At 47.1% G+C, this 19,096-nt stretch carries 21 protein-coding genes; 4 read left to right on the plus strand and 17 right to left on the minus strand.

Annotation, left to right across the window (positions count from 1 at the left end; translation table 11 throughout):
* Positions 1 to 13 precede the first annotated feature (13 nt).
* The gene (gene dapE, locus JC793_RS11240) at positions 14 to 1,144 is read left to right on the plus strand and encodes a succinyl-diaminopimelate desuccinylase (protein WP_218426209.1); all 1,131 of its coding nucleotides are present in this window, start codon (positions 14 to 16) and stop codon (positions 1,142 to 1,144) included.
* Entirely contained in the window at positions 1,141 to 1,818 is a 678-nt protein-coding gene (locus JC793_RS11245) for a M15 family metallopeptidase (protein WP_218426210.1), read from the plus strand. Before dapE ends, JC793_RS11245 begins: the two co-directional genes overlap by 4 nt.
* Here the strand turns inward: JC793_RS11245 and JC793_RS11250 are convergent.
* Positions 1,815 to 2,228: a DUF454 family protein gene (locus tag JC793_RS11250; RefSeq protein WP_052926815.1), complete on the minus strand. Its 414-nt coding sequence runs from the start codon at positions 2,226 to 2,228 to the stop codon at positions 1,815 to 1,817. The genes JC793_RS11245 and JC793_RS11250 overlap by 4 nt on opposite strands.
* 184 nt (positions 2,229 to 2,412) lie before the next feature.
* Positions 2,413 to 4,041 carry a benzoylformate decarboxylase gene (mdlC, locus tag JC793_RS11255; RefSeq protein ID WP_218426211.1) on the minus strand — a complete coding sequence of 543 codons (1,629 nt, stop codon included), beginning with the start codon at positions 4,039 to 4,041 and terminating at the stop codon, positions 2,413 to 2,415.
* A gap of 522 nt (positions 4,042 to 4,563) precedes the next feature.
* Here mdlC and JC793_RS19740 point away from each other — a divergent pair.
* Positions 4,564 to 4,686 (plus strand): hypothetical protein, encoded by a 123-nt coding sequence (locus JC793_RS19740; RefSeq protein ID WP_282102732.1) that lies wholly within the window; start codon positions 4,564 to 4,566, stop codon positions 4,684 to 4,686.
* Between the two features lie 249 nt (positions 4,687 to 4,935).
* Here JC793_RS19740 and lpxL read toward each other — a convergent pair whose 3' ends face one another.
* The 14 genes from lpxL to JC793_RS11315 form a co-directional block, all read right to left on the minus strand.
* Positions 4,936 to 5,865 (minus strand): LpxL/LpxP family Kdo(2)-lipid IV(A) lauroyl/palmitoleoyl acyltransferase, encoded by a 930-nt coding sequence (gene lpxL / locus JC793_RS11260; RefSeq protein WP_218426212.1) that lies wholly within the window; start codon positions 5,863 to 5,865, stop codon positions 4,936 to 4,938.
* Positions 5,866 to 5,941: 76 nt separating this feature from the next.
* Entirely contained in the window at positions 5,942 to 6,082 is a 141-nt protein-coding gene (gene ymcF, locus JC793_RS19605) for a cold shock small protein YmcF (protein ID WP_375546406.1), read from the minus strand.
* 9 nt (positions 6,083 to 6,091) lie between these two features.
* On the minus strand, positions 6,092 to 6,304 hold the full coding sequence (cspE, locus tag JC793_RS11265) for a transcription antiterminator/RNA stability regulator CspE (protein ID WP_107679770.1): 213 nt from the start codon (positions 6,302 to 6,304) through the stop codon (positions 6,092 to 6,094).
* Between the two features lie 1,013 nt (positions 6,305 to 7,317).
* Complete coding sequence (locus tag JC793_RS11270) at positions 7,318 to 7,704, minus strand: hypothetical protein (RefSeq protein ID WP_218426213.1); 387 nt, start codon at positions 7,702 to 7,704, stop codon at positions 7,318 to 7,320.
* An 81-nt stretch (positions 7,705 to 7,785) separates the two neighbouring features.
* Positions 7,786 to 7,908 carry a hypothetical protein gene (locus JC793_RS19745; RefSeq protein ID WP_282102733.1) on the minus strand — a complete coding sequence of 41 codons (123 nt, stop codon included), beginning with the start codon at positions 7,906 to 7,908 and terminating at the stop codon, positions 7,786 to 7,788.
* Positions 7,909 to 8,067: 159 nt separating this feature from the next.
* Entirely contained in the window at positions 8,068 to 8,388 is a 321-nt protein-coding gene (locus tag JC793_RS11275; protein ID WP_218426214.1) for a hypothetical protein, read from the minus strand.
* On the minus strand, positions 8,381 to 8,953 hold the full coding sequence (locus JC793_RS11280; protein ID WP_218426215.1) for an S-type pyocin domain-containing protein: 573 nt from the start codon (positions 8,951 to 8,953) through the stop codon (positions 8,381 to 8,383). The genes JC793_RS11275 and JC793_RS11280 overlap by 8 nt, the downstream gene beginning before the upstream one ends.
* Positions 8,954 to 9,171: 218 nt before the next feature.
* The gene (locus tag JC793_RS11285; RefSeq protein WP_218426216.1) at positions 9,172 to 9,675 is read right to left on the minus strand and encodes a hypothetical protein; all 504 of its coding nucleotides are present in this window, start codon (positions 9,673 to 9,675) and stop codon (positions 9,172 to 9,174) included.
* On the minus strand, positions 9,672 to 10,370 hold the full coding sequence (locus tag JC793_RS11290) for an S-type pyocin domain-containing protein (RefSeq protein ID WP_218426217.1): 699 nt from the start codon (positions 10,368 to 10,370) through the stop codon (positions 9,672 to 9,674). The genes JC793_RS11285 and JC793_RS11290 overlap by 4 nt, the downstream gene beginning before the upstream one ends.
* A gap of 254 nt (positions 10,371 to 10,624) precedes the next feature.
* A complete protein-coding gene (locus JC793_RS11295) occupies positions 10,625 to 10,921 on the minus strand; it encodes a hypothetical protein (protein WP_247717236.1) in 297 nt (98 codons plus the stop codon).
* Positions 10,918 to 12,492 (minus strand): S-type pyocin domain-containing protein, encoded by a 1,575-nt coding sequence (locus JC793_RS11300; RefSeq protein WP_218426218.1) that lies wholly within the window; start codon positions 12,490 to 12,492, stop codon positions 10,918 to 10,920. Before JC793_RS11300 ends, JC793_RS11295 begins: the two co-directional genes overlap by 4 nt.
* A 191-nt stretch (positions 12,493 to 12,683) precedes the next feature.
* Entirely contained in the window at positions 12,684 to 13,490 is an 807-nt protein-coding gene (locus JC793_RS11305; protein ID WP_166708048.1) for a DUF4123 domain-containing protein, read from the minus strand.
* The gene (locus JC793_RS11310) at positions 13,477 to 15,480 is read right to left on the minus strand and encodes a type VI secretion system Vgr family protein (RefSeq protein ID WP_218426219.1); all 2,004 of its coding nucleotides are present in this window, start codon (positions 15,478 to 15,480) and stop codon (positions 13,477 to 13,479) included. Before JC793_RS11310 ends, JC793_RS11305 begins: the two co-directional genes overlap by 14 nt.
* A 101-nt stretch (positions 15,481 to 15,581) precedes the next feature.
* Positions 15,582 to 16,100: an Hcp family type VI secretion system effector gene (locus tag JC793_RS11315; protein ID WP_218426220.1), complete on the minus strand. Its 519-nt coding sequence runs from the start codon at positions 16,098 to 16,100 to the stop codon at positions 15,582 to 15,584.
* Between the two features lie 797 nt (positions 16,101 to 16,897).
* Here JC793_RS11315 and JC793_RS11320 point away from each other — a divergent pair.
* The gene (locus JC793_RS11320; protein WP_046893236.1) at positions 16,898 to 17,095 is read left to right on the plus strand and encodes a YpfN family protein; all 198 of its coding nucleotides are present in this window, start codon (positions 16,898 to 16,900) and stop codon (positions 17,093 to 17,095) included.
* Here JC793_RS11320 and JC793_RS11325 read toward each other — a convergent pair.
* Positions 17,082 to 19,088 (minus strand): tRNA(Met) cytidine acetyltransferase TmcA, encoded by a 2,007-nt coding sequence (locus JC793_RS11325; protein WP_218426221.1) that lies wholly within the window; start codon positions 19,086 to 19,088, stop codon positions 17,082 to 17,084. The two genes, JC793_RS11320 and JC793_RS11325, sit on opposite strands and share 14 nt — an antisense overlap.
* Positions 19,089 to 19,096: the final 8 nt, after the last annotated feature.

Raw genomic sequence — 19,096 nt, forward strand, 5'->3', positions numbered from 1 at the left:
CAAAGGAAACACCATGCATTGTCCTGTAACAGATCTGGCAAAACAGCTTATCAGCCGGGAATCCGTCAGCCCGGACGATAGCGGTTGTCAGGCGCTGATGACCGAACGTCTTATCGCCGCCGGTTTTACCGTCGAACCGATGCCATTCGGTGATACACAAAATTTCTGGGCATACCGTGGCGGTAACGGTACAACCCTCGCCTTTGCCGGTCACACCGATGTGGTACCGCCGGGTGACCTCAGCCACTGGCGCACCCCGCCGTTTGAACCGGCGCTGATTGACGGCATGCTGTACGGGCGCGGAGCCGCCGATATGAAAGGCTCACTGGCAGCAATGATTGTCGCTGCCGAACGTTTTACTGAACGTTATCCGGACTATCCCGGCCGCCTTGCTTTTCTGATCACCTCTGATGAAGAAGCTTCAGCCGTCAACGGTACGGTAAAAGTGGTGGAAACCCTGATGGCACGCCATGAAAAGGTGGAATATTGCCTGGTCGGTGAGCCATCAAGTCAATCACAATTAGGGGATATGATTAAAAATGGCCGCCGGGGCTCCGTTACCGCCAATCTGACTATTCACGGCACCCAGGGCCATGTGGCGTATCCGCATCTGGCCGATAACCCGGTTCACCGCGCCGCACCGTTTATACAGGATCTGGTGGCTGAGCACTGGGACAGCGGCAATCAGTTCTTCCCGCCGACCAGCATGCAGATAGCTAATATCCGTGCCGGTACCGGCAGTAACAATATCATTCCCGGTGATCTGTTTATTCAGTTCAATTTCCGCTTCAGCACCGAATCCACCGCTGAGTCACTGAAAGCCCGGATTGCGGCATTGCTGGAAAAACACCAGCTTAAACACACGATTACCTGGTCATTATCCGGTCACCCGTTCCTGACACCGGAAGGTCCGCTGACAGATGCCGTCAGTCATGCCATCGGCCAGTACTGTAATCTGACGCCGGAACTCTCCACCGGCGGCGGAACCTCTGACGGGCGCTTTATTGCGCGGATGGGCACACAGGTTGTAGAGCTGGGGCCAATCAACGCCACTATTCATAAAGTGAATGAATGCGTCAGTGCCGCTGATTTGCAGCAACTCAGCCGTATCTATCAACGGATTATGGAGCAGATCCTGCTATGATGACGTTTGAAATGCTGACCGGGCAAACCCGTGATCATGTCATTAATTTTGCCGGTAATCATCATCTGCAATTTAATGCCACCAAAGCGTTCCTCGCCATGCAGAAAGCGGCAGCAACCGCCGGGTTTAAACTGATGCCCGCCAGTTCTTTCCGGGATTTTTCCCGCCAGCAGATTATCTGGAATGAAAAATTTGCGGGTATCCGCACTGTTAATGATGCTGAAAACCGTCCGCTGGATGTCTCCGGACTGTCAGAGGCAGAACGCTGTCAGGCGATTCTGCGCTGGTCTGCCATTCCGGGGGCCAGCCGTCATCACTGGGGAACCGAGGTCGATTATTACGATCCGTTCCGTCTGCCTGCTGACACCGCCCTTCAGCTCGAGCCTTGGGAGTATGAGGAAGGCGGCTATTTTGCCGCCCTTTCCGCCTGGCTGGCGGACAATATGGCACAGTTTGATTTTTATCTGCCGTTCACACAGCGTCAGACCGGCGGAGTGGCCTATGAACCCTGGCATATCAGCTACTGGCCGCTCTCTTATGAAGCAGAGCAACTGTATACCCCGGAGACACTGGCGCGGGTACTGGAGACGCAGGATATTGCCGGGAAAACATGGTTACTGGCGAACCTTGACTCTGTTTATCAGCAGTATGTTAAATTACCGGAAAACGATTAGTCCGGGGATTTATCCTCCGGCGCCGGGGGATTCTCCGGCGTCATTTCCTCTGTTTCCGGCAGGCGCAGCATAAAAATCAGCAGCCAGACCAGAATACACAGCAGCAACAGGCGGATATAAATCAGTTTCACCAGCCAGAGTGATACCGCGAACGTCAGCAGAATGACCACCACCGCCCGCCGTTTTGCTTTACGCGGCAGGCCTTTGTGTGTCTGCCAGTGACGGATATACCCGCCGAACCAGGAACGGTACAGCAACCAGTGATGGAACCGGGGAGATGAGCGGGAAAAACACCATGCCGCCAGCAACAGAAACGGCGTTGTCGGCAATACCGGCAGCACGACACCCAGGGTTGCCAGTATGACGGCAATCCAGCCTGATAACAGCAGCAGTATACGGGTGAACGGCATGAGTTTCTGGTCTTCCGGTAATGAGAATGCAACTCAATGTTATCGTTGTGTAACACCTTATTCAACTGCCTTGTGACCACAAATGTTAATCCGCTGACAAAACGGCACTCTGTTCCGCACAGAGAGCCGTTCAGGCTGCTTCCCGTATTATTACCGGTAAACAATCAAATGATTGATACTGCTGTCACATCAGCGGCGGTACCGACGGCCGGATCGGCACAGCAAGTACGGTCGGTCCTTTACGTTGCAGTGCGGCTTTGCAGGCTGCGATCACGTCATTTTCGGTTGTTGCCCTGACCGCCGTACAGCCATAACCGGTGGCAAGCGCAGCAATATCCAGTCCCGGAATATCCAGCCCCGGCACACCCGGCGTGTCTTCCAGCACGGCAAATGATTTCAGAATACCGTACTGGCCGTTTTCCGGAATGACAAACAGGATCGGCAACTGATGCTGTGCGGCAGTCCATAATCCCTGCACAGAGTATTGCATAGAACCGTCACCGATAATCGCCACCACCGGCCGGTTACGCCCGCTGTCCCGTTCGCCAAGCGCAATCCCCGCGCTGGCCGGTAGTGTCCAGCCGAGTGATCCGCTGGCAAAGGTATAGAATGAATCCGGTTTATCCACCGGCCACGCCGCATGGAGTTCCCCGAGGTTAGAGGGGGATTCTTCGGTCAGAATGGTATCTTCCGGTACGGCGCTTCTGACTGCACGAAACAGCTGTGAAGCACTCAGCAGCCCGTCAGATACCGGTTCCGGTGCGGCAGGATGCGGTGCCATCCCGTGCGGTTGTTTACTGATGGCGGCTGTCCGTGCCGGACGAGCTGTCACCCGTTCCGTTAACTGTTCAACCGCCAGTACCGCGTCACTCAGCAGGCTATCCCCGACCGGTGCCCGGCCTGCTTCCTGCGGGTCGTCAGTGATATGCAGCAATTGCAGTCCCGCCGGGATATAGTCACCGGCCACATACGGATAATACCGGAAAACCGGCGCACCGATTATCAGTGCCACATCATGACCGGCAAGCTTATCCGAAAGCGGTTTCATCGCAAACGGTAACCCCCCGGCATACAACGGGTGAGACTCCGGAAACGGCGGCCGTTCTGAGGCCGGAGCTGAATACACCGGGATATTCAGTTTTTCCGCCAGCCGGATGCCGGCATCCCAGCCCTCTCCCCGCGCAAGGGATGAACCGTAAATCAGTACCGGGTTTTTCGCCTCTGACACGCGCTGTGCAAACTCACGCATTCTCACCGGATCAGCACTGACCCGGTGAGAGACGGTGCGCACAACCGCACTATCCGATTCCGCCGGTTTATCCCAGTCATCCAGCGGGATCGATAAAAAGACCGGCCCTGCCGGCGGTTGCAGCGCCATGGCATACGCCCGCATAAAGGCTGCCGGAACATCTTCCGCCCTCACCGGCTGGTAACTCCATTTCACCCACGGCTCCGGCAATGTTTCCGGTTTAATATTGGTCAGCCACGGCTCCATCAGCAGCATGTCGCGTGTCTGGTTACCGGCAGTGATAATCAGCGGTGTGCGGTTCATATACGCGGTGAGGATATTACTCATCGCATTGCTCAGCCCGGCGGATGTATGCACATTCACCAGTGCAACATTGCGGGTGGATTGCGCATAGCCATCAGCCGCCGCTACGGCGGAGGATTCATGCAGCGTCTGGATATAACGGAAATCCGCCGGAAAGTTCTTCAGGAACGTTTCCTCTGTCGAACCGGGATTACCAAAAACAGTCGTGATATTCAGTTGCCGGAGTAATTCAAACGTCACCTGACGGATTGTTTTTCCCATTGTCATGCTCCCGTGAAATTATTATTCCCCCGGTACTGAACATACCGGCGAATGAAAAAAGATATGCGGATGGATTTATCTGCCGATGCTATTTTTTACTTAAATAACAATAACAAATAAAGATAAAAAAGATTAAAGAAACCGGAAAATGCAGATACTGAGACTCTATTACAGCGAAAAATAAAGATCAAACACCGGCCTTGTACCGTTGCCACAGATTATCCGGGCAGCAGAATCATTATTTCTGATATAAAGCAGAAAGATAGAGGTAAGACCAGATAACAGACTCATAAAAAGTCAGAGCAATACACCTGCCGGAGCCGATTGAGAGTGAACAAAGCGATAACATGCTGCCTGTTTATGAATCCGTTACAGTATCGTTTAACCCGGAACTGTTATTGTCTGCCCCGTGGTACCAATTGGTTATTCTTGTTTTTTTCAGCTCTCCGCGGATGCAGAGAGCTTTTTTTTATTTTCGGTATACTATCCGGATTATTCAGACTATTTATGTGCGGAGGCCGTATGCTGAAAATATTCGCCTTTATTGCCGCTATTCTGCTGTCAGGTTGTGCGGGAGTTGGTGTCGGGGCATCCGGAGGTTCGGAAGGAACTTCTGTGGGGATAGCGACAGGTATCGGTTTTTAATCCGGCTGTTAATAAATAAAAAAGTAACAGCAAATGCACTGATCATTTACACGCAGCCTGAGTGTACGAATTGCCTGAACTCACCAAAGCATACTTCACCATACAATGACTCTGCCTTTGGCTGACTTTTTTCAACGCCTGCCCCGGAGAGATACATCTCCCCGGACGGGTATAATGCGTATTCATTACCCTGTACCGCAGTTTATAAGCGATGTGATACAGGAGGCACTCAACGGCAATCTTTGTAACTTATTTGTACAGAGAACTTTCTCCCGGAGGTCTGGTCTTAAACCTTCTGTGTGCCCACAAGTATTGCTCTGGTGCACGCATAATTTCTGTCTCTATAATTTGATTCAGCCTGCAGGCATCAATCGCGTCATCACCAGACGAAAACTCATTAATTTCTTTGCCAATTATTAATTCGTAAGGTTTCTTATTATTCTCGTTATTTCTTATCATTGTTGCAGTCAATATCGGTGACCGTGATAATTTGACAATGGTTGAAACACCTTTGGATGTCGAAGCCTCAGCTACCGAGAAAAAAGGAGCAAAAATAGTGCCTTTAGCGCCAAAATCCTGATCAGGTGCAAACCAGATTGCCTGGCCGCGCTTTAATTCGGATACCATAAACTTCAAATTTTTCCGGTCAATCATCCCGTTTCCGGAGCGGCTGCGGCACCTTGTCTGTATATACTCCATTGCTTTATTGTTGTGCGGACGATACATAGCATTTACAGGAAAACACAGCCCCATAACCCTGCCCCCAAGCTCCAGCGACATAGAATGGATACCAATAATTAAAACACCATTATTCCTGTCATATGCATCATTGAAATTATCACCGCCAGTTACTCTGAATATTGCATTAATTCTTTTGTCATTCCAGAACCAGGCAATACCTGTTTCAAATAATGCAATTCCCAAAGATGACAGATTACTTGCGATCATACTCTCTATCTGGATTTTATTTTTATCCGGAAAACATAATTCTAAATTTTTTTTAATTATAGATACCCGCCTTTTCAGGAATAAACCTGAAAAACGGCCTAACTTATCGCCTAAAAACACAAGCCACGGATAAGGCATCTGAACCAGACAAAAAAGCAATAGAATGCCGAACCAGGTTAAAATGTACCTTGGGTGAAGAAGCCTGACAGAAAAATTATTCAGAGAATACATTTTTTTCCGATACGTAATAATGACTACATAATAAAAAGGCCCGATAATATTATCAGGCCCCGGAATTTAGTCTTTTCTATTGCTCAGACAACAACATTACCGTTTTACAAAAAATGCATTTTGCACCATACGGATTTGATGCAGAAACATCAAAGTGCGAAGTTCGGTATTGTGTTCCGCAGCAACAGGGACACTGAAGAAACAGTGTGATAATCATCGGTGCGCCTCAGAGCCCCACCACATTTGCTGCAGACGGACCTTTTGCCCCGTCTTCAACATTGAAGGTAACATTCTGACCTTCATATAATGTTCTGAAGCTGTCGCCCCGGATCGCAGAGAAGTGAACAAACACATCTTTGCTGCCGTCAGCCGGAGTGATGAAGCCAAAACCTTTCGATTCGTTAAACCATTTTACTGAACCAGTCATTGTATCAGACATAGAATTTCCTTTAATTTTTTTGATTGCCATAAGGCATATGAGGTTTGTTTTTTATTTTTACTTATGGGAATTAATTAGAAGGAATTCGCAATGAAGTGGTATCGGGGATAACGCTAAATGGTGAACGACTTTAAACTGACCAGCATAAATAGGCCTGTACTTCCAAACCAGTGACGCCATTGAGCCACAGATGATCACAAATAGCAAACTTTATTATTTTATTCTCAGATATTACGTATCAATACACATAAATTACGACTAATTTTAGCAATTTGTCTTATCTGTTTACCGGCATAAAGAAAAAAGTGAACATGGAGGTTTCAATTTATAAGTAATACGAAACAGAAATAATTCTTATCATAAGTGCATTTTTTACGGCCGTAATGCATTCATAAATAAATTTTATTGATTTCTTCCCAAAACCATAGTTTTATTATTTTTATTTTATAAAGTTAATTTTTTTGAAATCACAATGCCACTTATCCCTGAGCTTGAATTAACATGGTATAAATTAAAATCATTTGGCATTCATTTTTGTAATCCATACTCATCAACAAGTAAATCAGGGATATTTTTATAAACAGATATCTCAAATATTATATTCCGCATCTCAAAAGATGTTAAATCTCAATGAAATACATCACAAAAAATGATAATTTAATTATCGTCAATGTTAAAAGTTAATTCATTTTTTGTTTTATTGTATGCAACTCCAATAATAGATAAATCATGCATATCTAATATACCAGTCATTTATTTCTTCTTCTGCTCTTAGTGGCCTTCCATCCAACCGAATTTTATTGAGCGCTTGTTCTGGTGAATAAACTTTCGCAGGGACGCATCGACCAGACAATTAGGTTATGTTCGGAAATAGCATAATCCAGTAGAAAAAAGAGCGGGCTATCATTGCCGTTCCTTAACTTTTCTCTTCCTCTTGTCAAACTGCTCCAACCAGGTGACTGACTTTCCCTGCCCTTTTGGGCAAGAATTAAATCTCCAGTATAAATATGACTCTAGATATTATTTTTACTTTTCACAATGCTTCTTATTTTAGGTGTTAATATAAAACAATCCTCAAGAGGCTCATCATCTAAAGACCAGTATTGTATTAACTCCAAATGTGACATGTAATTATCAGACAGTAATTTTAATGCATTAATTATAACCGCGTCAGTATCAGAATCTCCATAACTTAATAAATCATTTGTGATGTCTAGAATCAACCTCATCAATTCATTTTTTTCAAAAAAATTATAGTCATCATTTAAGTAATGGATAACATACTTATTTAGCCATTCTTTTGTGCGAAATTCTTCAGGTAATTCATATATCCAGTCTTGTGTGAATGAATCACCTGATGGTATGCCTGGTTTTTTAGCTGGATTATTTGGTAACGTCATGAAAAATCCTTATTTAGTTAGGATGTGATGAATTAAATGGAAAGGATGTTCTAACGGAACCATCTGGTTTTACAACAACCCTTACCATGTCTGAAGAAACTTCAGTTCCATCAGGTAAATATCCCCGTGCTTTAATGTTTTCAGGTAAAACCACATCATGAACACCAGGGCCTGATCATTATCGTCCTCTGTCGCGAAAGACATCACATCCGGACAACCGGTTTCTGTATTTTCCTGATACCTAATCCGGATCCAGGTCTTCGTTCCCTTGACGATGTATTTTTTAGTTAACACATGGGCGTTATGGTAGCGATAACAATCAACCTTATATGATAATAAAGTTGATTGTCTTTAAATAATTTATTACTTTTCTTTTATAAGATTAATTTTTTTTGAAATTACGATGCCACTTAGTCCTGAGCTTGAATTAATATGGTACAAATTAAAATTATTTGGCATTCCTTTTTGCAATCCATACTCATCAACAAGTAAGTCAGGGATTTTTTTATAAATAGATATTTCAAATATTATGTTTTGCATCTCGAATGACGTTAAGTCCCAATGAAATACATCACAAAATATAATGATTGAATCATCATCAATGTTGAATATTAATTCATTTTTTGTTTTATTGTACGCAACGCCAACAATAGATAAATCATGCATATTTAATAAATTAGTCATTTATTGTTTCTCCTGTTTTTAATGGCCGTCCATCTAACCGAATTTTATTTGGCGCTTGTTCTGATGGATAAACCCAATCATGTGCGTGAGGATCTCCAGCTCCATGATCATGTCCAAAATCAATATCTTTTATTGGTTTCCCTTCGGAATCATATCTTCGTAGTTGTTGTAATTCATTTGTCTCCGGATGCCTTTTTTCTAATACGTCATTAGCGGGGCCATTGTCACCATTTTTTCCTTCGGGTAATCTATTTTTTGTTCTTTTACCTTTTTCACTCAAATACACATAAATCGCCGGTATATCAGCAACTGGTGTGATCAGGATGTAATCATTAAAGTCCAGATCCTCCGGTGCCGGTGTGGTCAGAATGACCGGGCCGTTATCATCATGCGCCTGAAACCCGCCGGAGCTGTCCGGTCGTTCCGGAATATAGGGGTTGTGATTGCCGGTATTCGTCGGCACATCGACCGGCTCAATATCACCGCCTGTATGCCAGCCCCTGCCCCCGAACTCATCCTGATGGGTTGAGGAGGTCAGCTCAACAAATTTATTGTCTGTACCCACACAGGGATACAGAATATGCCCATCATCCAGTGTGAATTTATAAATCGTCGCCAGTGATTACGGGCTCGGCAGACCGTCTGAAGAACGGTATGCCTGACTGCTGTTCCGGATTTCGTTTGCCTCAAATTCCGGGGCTTTTTCCCAGTTTTGATTCTACGTAAGAAACTATTCCGTTGAACACCACCTCAATATTGAAGTATTTTATCAAAATTATGCAATTAATAAATTTTGTTGTAATCGATCGGTTCAAAATATTTAGCCAAGCATTTATCTATATGTTTAGCCAATAATGGGATATCAGCAAAAGCAAGTTGGCCATATTCTGGGTGGTATTTCTCAAAGTATAGTTTTAAAGGTATTCCCTCTAAATTAGCATAGTCTTTAAGTTTTTTCTCTGTAGCTATTAATGGAGAAATAGTCCAGTTATACTGATTGTTTCTTTTTTTAAACCCAAATAAAGTCCATGGTAGTTTACCAATAAATGAATTTACGGAATCTCCTAGTATTTTTATGAAGTCAATTGGTTCGAAATTACTATTGATACAAAAATTTGTTGATGGAAGGATATTAACCCCATCATATACATAGGTGTCAGTGCAAAGAATATCCAGAGGGTTAATACTCCTTTTTATAAAGCGGATGTCCACATTTCGCCACTCAATAACAACATATTTTTTTATAACTTCGATTACTTCACTGCCTGTGTTTTTTTCACCAATCATCTATTTAATCCTTTTGGTTTATTTGAAATGATAAAAGGATTATCATTGTTCATGCTTTTTATATGTTTTTCCCAATCGCCTTTAGGAATGGCTTGTTTTGACAACCTAGGGTCATAAATATACTTACCATCAGTATATACTTGGTGATATGTCATATCAGCTTTACTAACACCATTTTCGAGAATGGTAATTTCACCAAATTTATCTACTGGCTGAACTTCAATAATATACCCTGCACCATCTGCGGCTTCCAGTAATCTATCAGCAATTTCAGAGCAATCATAGTTATCATTATTTAATAAATCTTGATATTTAGGATCATTCATCTTGTCAAGAACAGCCTGATTAGGAGGATAATCGGATGAAGCATCTCTTGCTGGCCTATTTAATCCTGGTAGTTCTTCACTCAAATACACATAAATAGCTGGTATGTCAGCAACTGGTGTGATCAGGATGTAATCATTAAAGTCCGGATCCTCCGGTGCCGGAGTGGTCAGAATGACCGGGCCGTTATCATCATGCGCCTGAAACCCGCCGGAGCTGTCCGGTCGTTCCGGAATATAAGGGTTGTGATTGCCGGTATTCGTCGGCACATCGACCGGCTCAATATCACCGCCAGTATGCCAGCCTCTGCCTCCGAAGTCATCCGGATGGGTTGAGGAGGCCAGCTCAACAAATTTATTGTCTGTACCCACACCGGGATACAGAATATGCCCATCATCCAGTGTGAATTTATAAATCGTCGCCAGTGATTGCGGGGTCGGCAGACCGTCTGAAGAACGGTATGCCTGACTGCTTCCCCAAATTTCGTTTGCTTCAAATTCCGGGGTTTTTCTCCCATTCGCACCCGGACCTGATCGTTATCGCCCTCTGTTGAAGAAATTTGTGCCTGATAAAGAATATATACCTCTCTTTACTTCTCCACCTGGAAGAAAAGAGAGGGATTTAGTTATATTTTTGATATTGCTATTTCAATTGATTTTTTTAATTCGGAAATGTTAGAGGGTGAATCAGAATAAATGGGGTTATCCCATATGTAATCTTTAATAAGTAATAATTTAAAAGAACCATTTATTTCAAATGATGGTCTCCATCCGATATCTAAAATGTAGCCACTTGGGAATGAAACTTGTAGCATATCTTCTTTTAATTCATCTAATTGTTCACTTAAAGCAATATTTTCGGATATATTAAAATCATCAAATACTACGCTTCCATTTTTTTTTGAAAAATCAATATTAATCATTTTGATAGTTTCCTGAATTCATTTAAAGAAATTGGATGTCCATGAATAGTGCCACTACTATATTCGACCCTAATCCATCGACTTTCTTTTCCTTCACTGGCACCAATAATTCTACCTGTATCTTCAATTTTCCATGTTTTACCATTTGTAACTGGTTGGCCTGTTTTGTATACAGATCGCTCTAGTTCTTCTATGTTAATCCCAGGGATATATTTTGCTGGGCCTGATTTTGTTGACTTAACTATATCATTCCAAGTCATATTTTTTTGAGGGAAATGTTTAAATCCATGATTTGTCCAATCTGGATTTAATAGCTTATCTTTACTATCGCCTGCGCTTTCACTTAAATACACATAAATAACTGGTATGTCAGCAACTGGTGTGATCAGAATGTAATCATTAAAATCCTGTTCCCCAGGTGCCGGCGTGGTCAGAATGACCGGGCCGTTATCATCATGCGCCTGAAACCCGCCGGAGCTGTCCGGTCGTTCCGGAATATAGGGGTTGTGATTGCCGGTATTCGTCGGCACATCGACCGGCTCAATATCACCGCCAGTATGCCAGCCTCTGCCCCCAAAGTCATCAGGATGAGTTGAGGAAGTCAGCTCCACAAATTTATTGTCTGTACCCACACCGAGATACAGAATATGCCCATCATCCAGTGTGAATTTATAAATCGTCGCCAGTGATTGCGGGGTCGGCAGACCGTCTGAAGAACGGTATGCATGACTGCTGTTCCGGATTTCGTTTGCCTCAAATTCCGGGGCTTTTTCCCCCATACGCACCCGTACCTGGTCGTTATTACCTTCTGTTGCGAAAGACATCACATCCGGACGACCGGTTTCTGTATTTTCCTGATATCTGATCCGGACGCGGGTCGTCGCTGTGCCCCCGGCGCGGGCTTTTTCTGCCAGGTCCTCATAAGTCAGCGAGTCGCCTTCATAGTAATTGGCCATCAGAACGCCGACCGGCAGTGCATTGTTCACCAATGTCAGCATAAAATTACGCTGTGATTTTTCACTCCGGGCTGCACTGCCGGGTGAAAATAAGTCGTCATCATTCCGGCGGGTGTTTTGTGTTGTCTGGTTATAAACAGCGCCCCCGACTATCGCACTGATTATCATCTCCGCAAGGTACACCAGCGGGAATCCGGCCTGAACGGGTTCGGTTTGTTCTGCTTTCCTGGCGTGACTGTGCCGGCCGAAGTTATCCAGCATTTCCGGTGCGGTCCCTGCATCCGTATTTCCTGCTCCCCGCAGAACAGATTTGGCAAACACTTTTTCCGTGATACGCCGGATGATAACCACCCGTCGCTGATTATACGGCCAGACAAAAGTATATCCGTTATGACAAGCTGAATATTCATGCAACCGGGCTATTTGCGCCGGGGACATGTCATAAACACGTTCAGGTAGTACCGTATTGAACATCCCTGCATTATTGTGCTCACTGAGAATATATCCCTGTGTCCGGCACCAATTTTTCAGTGAATCATCCGGGTAGTATACTGACTGCAACGGCATACTGGTTGTCAGTTTATCTGCCAGATCTTGTGCATTAATTGTCACCATCACCGGACGTGCGGATAATCCATCAACCCGGAACAATCCCTGCCCATCAGTCACGCCGGAAAGCGATTTATCCGTTCCCCGCTCTTTTAGTGTGAAAGACATGTTATCCAGCGGATGCCCGGCATCATCAACCAACTGAATTTCCAGCCAGTAGCGGTAATTTTCACAGTTAATACAGTCTCTGATATCACTCATGCGATTCCTCCGTCTGCTGCCGGTATCCATTCCCGGTATTGTGCGTGCCGGATAAAATCATCATATGTCAGGTAATTAATATCGGTCAGCAGAGCTAACTGCTGTTTCAGCCATACCGCCAGACGCTGCATCAGCATCCCTTCCGGTGTATCCAGTATCAATGCAGTTTCCGGTTTATTTTCCCACAATTCACAGGCGATATTATCCGCATAAAATATCAGCGCCTGTGGTGAATTTTGCCACGCTCTGACAAGATGAGACTTCAGTTCAAACGGAAGGTGTTGTATTTCCGGTACAGGCAAATCAGAATCTGTAACCGGTGAATGAAATTCATTCAGTTCCGGTGTACTTATTAACAACCGTTTTACCGGTGTCATCAGTATCCGCCAGTCGTCCTTATTCATTTCCGGTATCAAAACAGAGGCTATCCGGCTGTCCGCAAGACGGAGAATAACCTGATGCTCTTTCAGGGTAACAATTTGCCGCCTGCACCAGTGATCAAGGTTATCCTGTAAGGACTGGCCGCTGCGGTATGCCCAGCCCCATGAAAGATCGCTGAAAACACCAGTATCGGTTAATCTTCCGAGTGCCTGATATGATGATGGTTTCAGCAGAATCAGCCAAGGCCCCTGCTCTGCAATATGTGCCAGCGGCGTATTGTCATAGATACGGAATGCATCCTCAATCCAGTCATTTGCATACAGTATTTCAACCGGGTTCGGTTTTGCCTGTACATTCACCATCAGATATACCCGCATCGGATCAGTTTCAGTCAGCCATTGTGTCCAGTTACGTTTTTCCATTTCCGCCTCCGGATTTGATAACCCAGCTTCCTTCAGTCTGTGCGGCCACCGCGCAGTATTTTTTCACCGGATACGGTTCCGGGGCCGGAGGAACGCCCTCCGGCGGCATCAGTCTGACCGGTACACCGTTGCCGGGAGCGCTGTCACCGACATTCAGATTACCGGAGGTGAAAATCGCTCCCGGCGTGATGCGGATAAAACTGTCGCCGACTTTGAGGGTGATTTCTGTTCCGGCTTCTATAATGATTTTTCCGTCGCTGAGATGATGCGTCTGCTGTCCGCTTTCGGTCACCAGATTTTTATCCGCACGGGTGTGCTGTTCCCCTTTGATATGCAGCGAGACATCCCCGGTAGTCTGGTGTTTTTGCGAGCCGTTGATAATGACATGCTCATCACCGGTCAGTTCGGTGTGGCTGTTGTTATCAATCCGCCGCTTTAAATCATGCTGTATATGCCAGGTGGCATCATTCTCAACATGCGTATTCATATCTTTCTGCGCATGGATATACACTTCTTCCTGCCCGGCCTCATCCTCAAAACGCAGTTCATTAAATCCGTCACCTTTATGGGTCTGTGTGCGGAATGTGGTCCGGGTTTTCTCTTGCGGCAGGTTCAGCGGCGGATTATTGCGTCCGTTATAAGTGCAGCCGGTAATAATGGGTTTATCAATATCATCGTTAAGGTATGAAACGATCACTTCCTGTCCGATACGCGGTACCGACATAAACCCGTAACCGTTACCGTTCCAGCCGTGTGCTACCCGCAGCCAGCAGGAGGCACTATGATCCGGGTTACCCCGGCGATCCCAGTGAAAATACACTTTCACCGCGCCTTGTTCATTGGTGTAAATTTCTTCGCCGGACGGGCCGACCACTGTTGCCAGCTCGTCGCCGTCTGCTGTCGGTTTATAGCGGAACGGCGGACGCCATTCCTGAGTACCGGGGATAAACTGCACGGTGTTGCTGAATGTGGTTCCTTCACCGCCACTGTTATCTGCCAGCGGCTGTACACCACGATGACTGACGCTGATCACCTGCCAGGCCGTATTCATGTCGGCGGAGGGGTGATTTTTCAGGGAGAAAACCTTGCCGGGTCTCAGGGCAAAGCAGTTGGTGCCTGCCGTCCCGGTTTGGCGCGGGTTCTGGGATTGCTCATAGCGCAGTTGGGTGAACGGTTTGCCGGTTTCATCATCACGGTAGCGGCCATAACTTTCATATACCGGATGCTGTTTGTGTACTTCACCGGTGACTTCATGCTGAAACGGATAAGACGGGCGATCCGGATTGTAATCTTTCTGGATATGCACATCACTGCACAGCTGTTCGGCGTAGCACCAGGAGAACGCTGTGCTGTCACGGATATCGGTATCGGCCTGCGGGTTGTAGGTCAGGTGAATACCGGCGGTCATGCCGAGGTGGTTATCGCTGTAAAACAGTTTCGGGCCGTCCTCAAACCAGAAATTAATTCCTTCCTCGAAGGCCAGACGGCACCAGAATTCATACGCGGATTCCCGCTTCTGAGTAATGTATTCCCGCTGCTGATGAAGCTCATCCTGATAAAATTTCAGGTCGTTTTTGACATGGGCTTCTTTCAGCAGAATGGCCAGAATCTCCGGCACCGATTGTTCCCGGAAGATACGGCTGTCCTGATTCAGCGTCATGATCCACATTTCAGGGCGGATCAGAAAGTGATACCAGGTTTTGTTGCCGTCAGTATTACCCTGTTCCGCAGAGGCCAGCAGCCCCTGCACGGTGCGGACTTTAATACCGTCACGGGTGACCGTCAGCGAGGCCGCCATACCGAGACATTCTTTAAAACGGACTGACGGCAGCAGGCTGACGACGGAAACCGATAAAGTAAATAACGAGGATATTTCCTCATTAAGTGTAAATTCAGTGACCTGAAAGGTATTTTCCGGCAATCGCCCGATTTTACAGGTAAAGACCAGTCCGGAACGCCCCGGCAGCAGATCAGAAATGGAAGGTATCACAACGCCTCCGTACAGTAACTGTCACGGACAGCGATGGTTTTTGTGTCCGCAGAGAAAATAAAAGCAGCCCGGTCGATCTGATACCGGCCGGGCTGCATTCATTACGCTTCGATTGGTGCACGCCAGTCGTCAGCACCGGAGGTGCCTGCGACGGTGTGTTCCCAGTCGATTTTGCGGTAAGAGAGTGACACTTCGATCAGTTGGGTGTAATCCGTTTTTTGCGGATCCTGGCAGTGCGGCATTTTGCAGTCGATGTTGACGATGGTCGCATCTTCCAGTGAGGTGGTGAAGAAATGCTCCTGCTTGCCTTCAACCGAGGTACGGTACCATTTCAGCTGCACTTTCGGCAGCATTTCACCGGCCGCCAGGGCGTTGTACAGCAGCGGAACGGCTTTGTTCAGTGCGACGGTGAATTTAAACGGACGGTGCGCACGCTGGCCGGATGGCTGACCGGACTGCGGGTCGGTCGGAACGGTAACGACATGGTCAAACTGCTGTACCAGCATCTCATCTTCATGACCCTGCACGTAGATATTGCCGACGGATTCAGCGGTAAACGCACCGGCAGTGATATTGCCCTGAGTTTTACCTTCGATGGAGATATAGCATGGAGTTGGCATGATAAAATTCCTTATTTATTAACAGGTAACAAGTCGTTACCGGACGAGTGACTTCGTCATCAGCCAGTGCGCATGGTGATAATGCTTAAATCATAAGTTTCACTTACCGGTCTGTAAAGGTCGCAGGAGGAGCTGTATCTCACAGGATCAGTCACTTAAGTTAAAATCGTTGCAAAAACAGGATATCTGACCAGCAGGGGCACGAATGATCGGTTGATGCAGTGAAATATGTCAGATCACAAAAAACACAAATACTCATATTTTTTAACATACAAACTCAACCAACTGAAAATAAAAAAGAAAATTGGAATTTACCTTGTGATCACAAAAATAAATATGTAACCAAATACAAATTAACGGTAACTCATTGAACAGCAATAATAAAAATCACAGTACTGACAAAAAAGAAAAGTCCTCTGTATTTTTGTTCTGAAAAATAAAGCATAAAGGCGTTAAGGTGAAATATTATGCTGATTTATTTGCGGTTTTTATAAATATAAAGATAACTATTTTATTTTAATATATTAAAACGTCAGCAATATCTGCCCCGGAAACATTCTTAATCAGCTCATTTACGCTTCGGCCGGAAATATCGTTCAATCCGGAGCCGCTGCGGTTAGTTGTGAAGCACAATGAACGTAAACGGATATCAGGAGGAATTAAGAAATATTATTCAGTGTATGGTGAGTATGATAACCTTATATCACTGGGAGAGATAACCTGCCTGGTTTTCACAAAATCAGACGTCTGACAGCCGGGCTGTATACTGACGATATGGATAAAAAAGGTAACAACAAATGCATTGGTTAGCAGACTACTGGTGGGTCATCCTGGTGTTGTTCGTCGGCGTGATCCTGAACGCGATTAAAGATCTCAAACGCGTGGATCATACAAAATATCTGCAAAACCGGCGGGAGCTGCCGCCTCACCGCGATAATAATGCGCAGTGGGATGATGAGGATGACTGGCCGGATAACAAACCTAAAAAGCCCTGATTTCCGCCGCTGTCTGCTGCGCCCATTGCGGGCGCAGTTTCTGTAATACTGTCGCTGTTTCCTGCCGCAACGCATCAAGTAACGCCTTTTTCCCGCTGATATTCCGCGCTTTCAGCATTTCCGGTTTACCGGACAGCAACTGTGACAATTCCGCTGTCTGTGCCGGGTATTCCCTTTGCAGAAGTACGAGTGCAGGCTCTGCCACCGCCTGTGGTTTGGCGGCATACGCAAACCCGGCCAGCATCCGCCATTCCTGTTCATTGAGTGATTCTGCCTGTACCGGCAGCACCGGCGAAAATCCCCATATCTGAGAATAAACGGCGCAGTCACGGGCAAACTGATGTTCTGCGGCATCTGCCAGTGCCTGTCCGGCCGGAGTCAGCGGCAGTAACAGCATGGCGGTGTAACATCCGCTGACCGCTTCCGTATGTGTGCCGGTGCGGACAAAACGAAAGCCGCAGGATGACCAGAATGCAGCCAGTTCCGGGGTATAGCCGAAGCTGACTGACAGATAGTCCATGCCACTGTTTTTTGCCGCCTCAGCCGCCCGCTGTAATAACTGACGTCCCAGCGCATTGCGCCGGTAGCCTGCATGTACCGCAATCCGGCTGATACGCCGCGAACGCAGTTGTGCCGCCTGCGGAAAATAACTGTGTGCGGCGAGCGATTGTGCCAGCAGGTTTCCGCGCGGTCGCCGGGTACCTGCCCAGACAGATTGTGTCAGTTCCGCAGATAATCCACCCTCGTCTGTCAGCCAGAGCGCTGCTGTCACCTGCTGCCGGTTGCGGAATAACGCGAAATGCTGTCCGGGAGCATCCGCCAGCCGCCGCAGATCCAACGGGGATGTCCGGTAATGGGCTGCAGTCAGCAGGCCGTAAAACCCGGAGAGTAAATCAGGGTCATCACATAACGCCTGCTGTGTTACGGACAGATATTCACACTCACCCGCCGGTGTGATTTTTTCCGCCGGTTCCGTCAGCAGCAGCGCCTCATCCAGCCAGGCTTCCGCCGGATCATGCTCCGCCCAGCGTACCGGCTGTGTCAGCGTCAGTGCAGTAAACTGCGGCAGTGAATGACAAAATTTCAGCAGAAATCCGCGTCCGGTGCCTTCATAACCCTGAACGGTGGTCAGCAGCAGTATGCGGGGAAATACAGTGGCAAACCGGGTGAGCAGCGGCAGCGGGATCATCGCGGCCTCGTCGATCACCAGCCAGCCGTAAGCGCTGGTATCTGCTGTTTCCGTCAGTATCAGTAAATTATCGGGGGAGATAAATTCCGTTTGCTGTGAATGATCGAGATAACGTTGTATGACAGTGACCGAGACTTTCGCTGGGGCACACAACAGATGACGGCCCGGCGTGTCTGCCAGAAATAACCCGGCCACCGCGGATTTTCCGCGCCCTCTTGCCGCCGTCAGGCAGAAAATACCGCTTTCCGCTCTGCGGAGTTGATCCAGTATCTGCTGCTGTGCCGGTGTCGGGGTACCGTCCGGCGGCAGCCACGCTGGTTGCGGCGGTAACAGCGGTATGTCAAACGGCCGGTTTTCATACCGGCAGAGATGAGCAGGATGGATGAGTGTTCGGGCGAAGTGGCGCATAAAGTGCGGTGCGGGGATCATCTGTCCGCCGTCATTCCAGCGCAGACTGTCGTCATCCGGCCGGGTCTGCCACTGCGATTCCGGCGGCAGCAGCAGGATCAGCCAGCTGCCGGCCTGTAGTGTGCCTGTCAGCATGGCCAGTGCTTCACTGTGAAGTCCGCGCCGGGCATCGAACACACCGTGGAGGAACTCCTGTCCCGGCAGCAGACGGGCTTTTCCCGCCGGAATGCTGTCCGGCAATTCAGCGGAAATCACCGGCCAGTCACCGGGAGCCGCTTCTCTGATCTCCCGCAGGCAGGATTCACACCAGTGGTCACTGCCGCTCAATACCCACAGACGGCGGATACCCTGTGTGCGGAGCTGTTCTGTACAGGCATGAAACAGTGCGGGCAGCATGAAAAGGC

It is taken from the genome of Morganella morganii (genome assembly GCF_019242955.1).
Lineage (GTDB): Bacteria > Pseudomonadota > Gammaproteobacteria > Enterobacterales > Enterobacteriaceae > Morganella > Morganella sibonii.

Coding starts and splice junctions, on each gene's coding strand:
- dapE (WP_218426209.1), top strand. CDS start 14: ATGCATTGTCCTGTAACAGATCTGGCAAAACAGCTTATCAGCCGGGAA.
- JC793_RS11245 (WP_218426210.1), top strand. CDS start 1,141: ATGATGACGTTTGAAATGCTGACCGGGCAAACCCGTGATCATGTCATT.
- JC793_RS11250 (WP_052926815.1), bottom strand. CDS start 2,228: ATGCCGTTCACCCGTATACTGCTGCTGTTATCAGGCTGGATTGCCGTC.
- mdlC (WP_218426211.1), bottom strand. CDS start 4,041: ATGGGAAAAACAATCCGTCAGGTGACGTTTGAATTACTCCGGCAACTG.
- JC793_RS19740 (WP_282102732.1), top strand. CDS start 4,564: ATGCTGAAAATATTCGCCTTTATTGCCGCTATTCTGCTGTCAGGTTGT.
- lpxL (WP_218426212.1), bottom strand. CDS start 5,865: ATGTATTCTCTGAATAATTTTTCTGTCAGGCTTCTTCACCCAAGGTAC.
- ymcF (WP_375546406.1), bottom strand. CDS start 6,082: ATGATTATCACACTGTTTCTTCAGTGTCCCTGTTGCTGCGGAACACAA.
- cspE (WP_107679770.1), bottom strand. CDS start 6,304: ATGTCTGATACAATGACTGGTTCAGTAAAATGGTTTAACGAATCGAAA.
- JC793_RS11270 (WP_218426213.1), bottom strand. CDS start 7,704: ATGACGTTACCAAATAATCCAGCTAAAAAACCAGGCATACCATCAGGT.
- JC793_RS19745 (WP_282102733.1), bottom strand. CDS start 7,908: ATGTCTTTCGCGACAGAGGACGATAATGATCAGGCCCTGGTGTTCATG.
- JC793_RS11275 (WP_218426214.1), bottom strand. CDS start 8,388: ATGACTAATTTATTAAATATGCATGATTTATCTATTGTTGGCGTTGCG.
- JC793_RS11285 (WP_218426216.1), bottom strand. CDS start 9,675: ATGATTGGTGAAAAAAACACAGGCAGTGAAGTAATCGAAGTTATAAAA.
- JC793_RS11295 (WP_247717236.1), bottom strand. CDS start 10,921: ATGATTAATATTGATTTTTCAAAAAAAAATGGAAGCGTAGTATTTGAT.
- JC793_RS11300 (WP_218426218.1), bottom strand. CDS start 12,492: ATGGTGACAATTAATGCACAAGATCTGGCAGATAAACTGACAACCAGT.
- JC793_RS11305 (WP_166708048.1), bottom strand. CDS start 13,490: ATGGAAAAACGTAACTGGACACAATGGCTGACTGAAACTGATCCGATG.
- JC793_RS11315 (WP_218426220.1), bottom strand. CDS start 16,100: ATGCCAACTCCATGCTATATCTCCATCGAAGGTAAAACTCAGGGCAAT.
- JC793_RS11320 (WP_046893236.1), top strand. CDS start 16,898: ATGCATTGGTTAGCAGACTACTGGTGGGTCATCCTGGTGTTGTTCGTC.
- JC793_RS11325 (WP_218426221.1), bottom strand. CDS start 19,088: ATGCTGCCCGCACTGTTTCATGCCTGTACAGAACAGCTCCGCACACAG.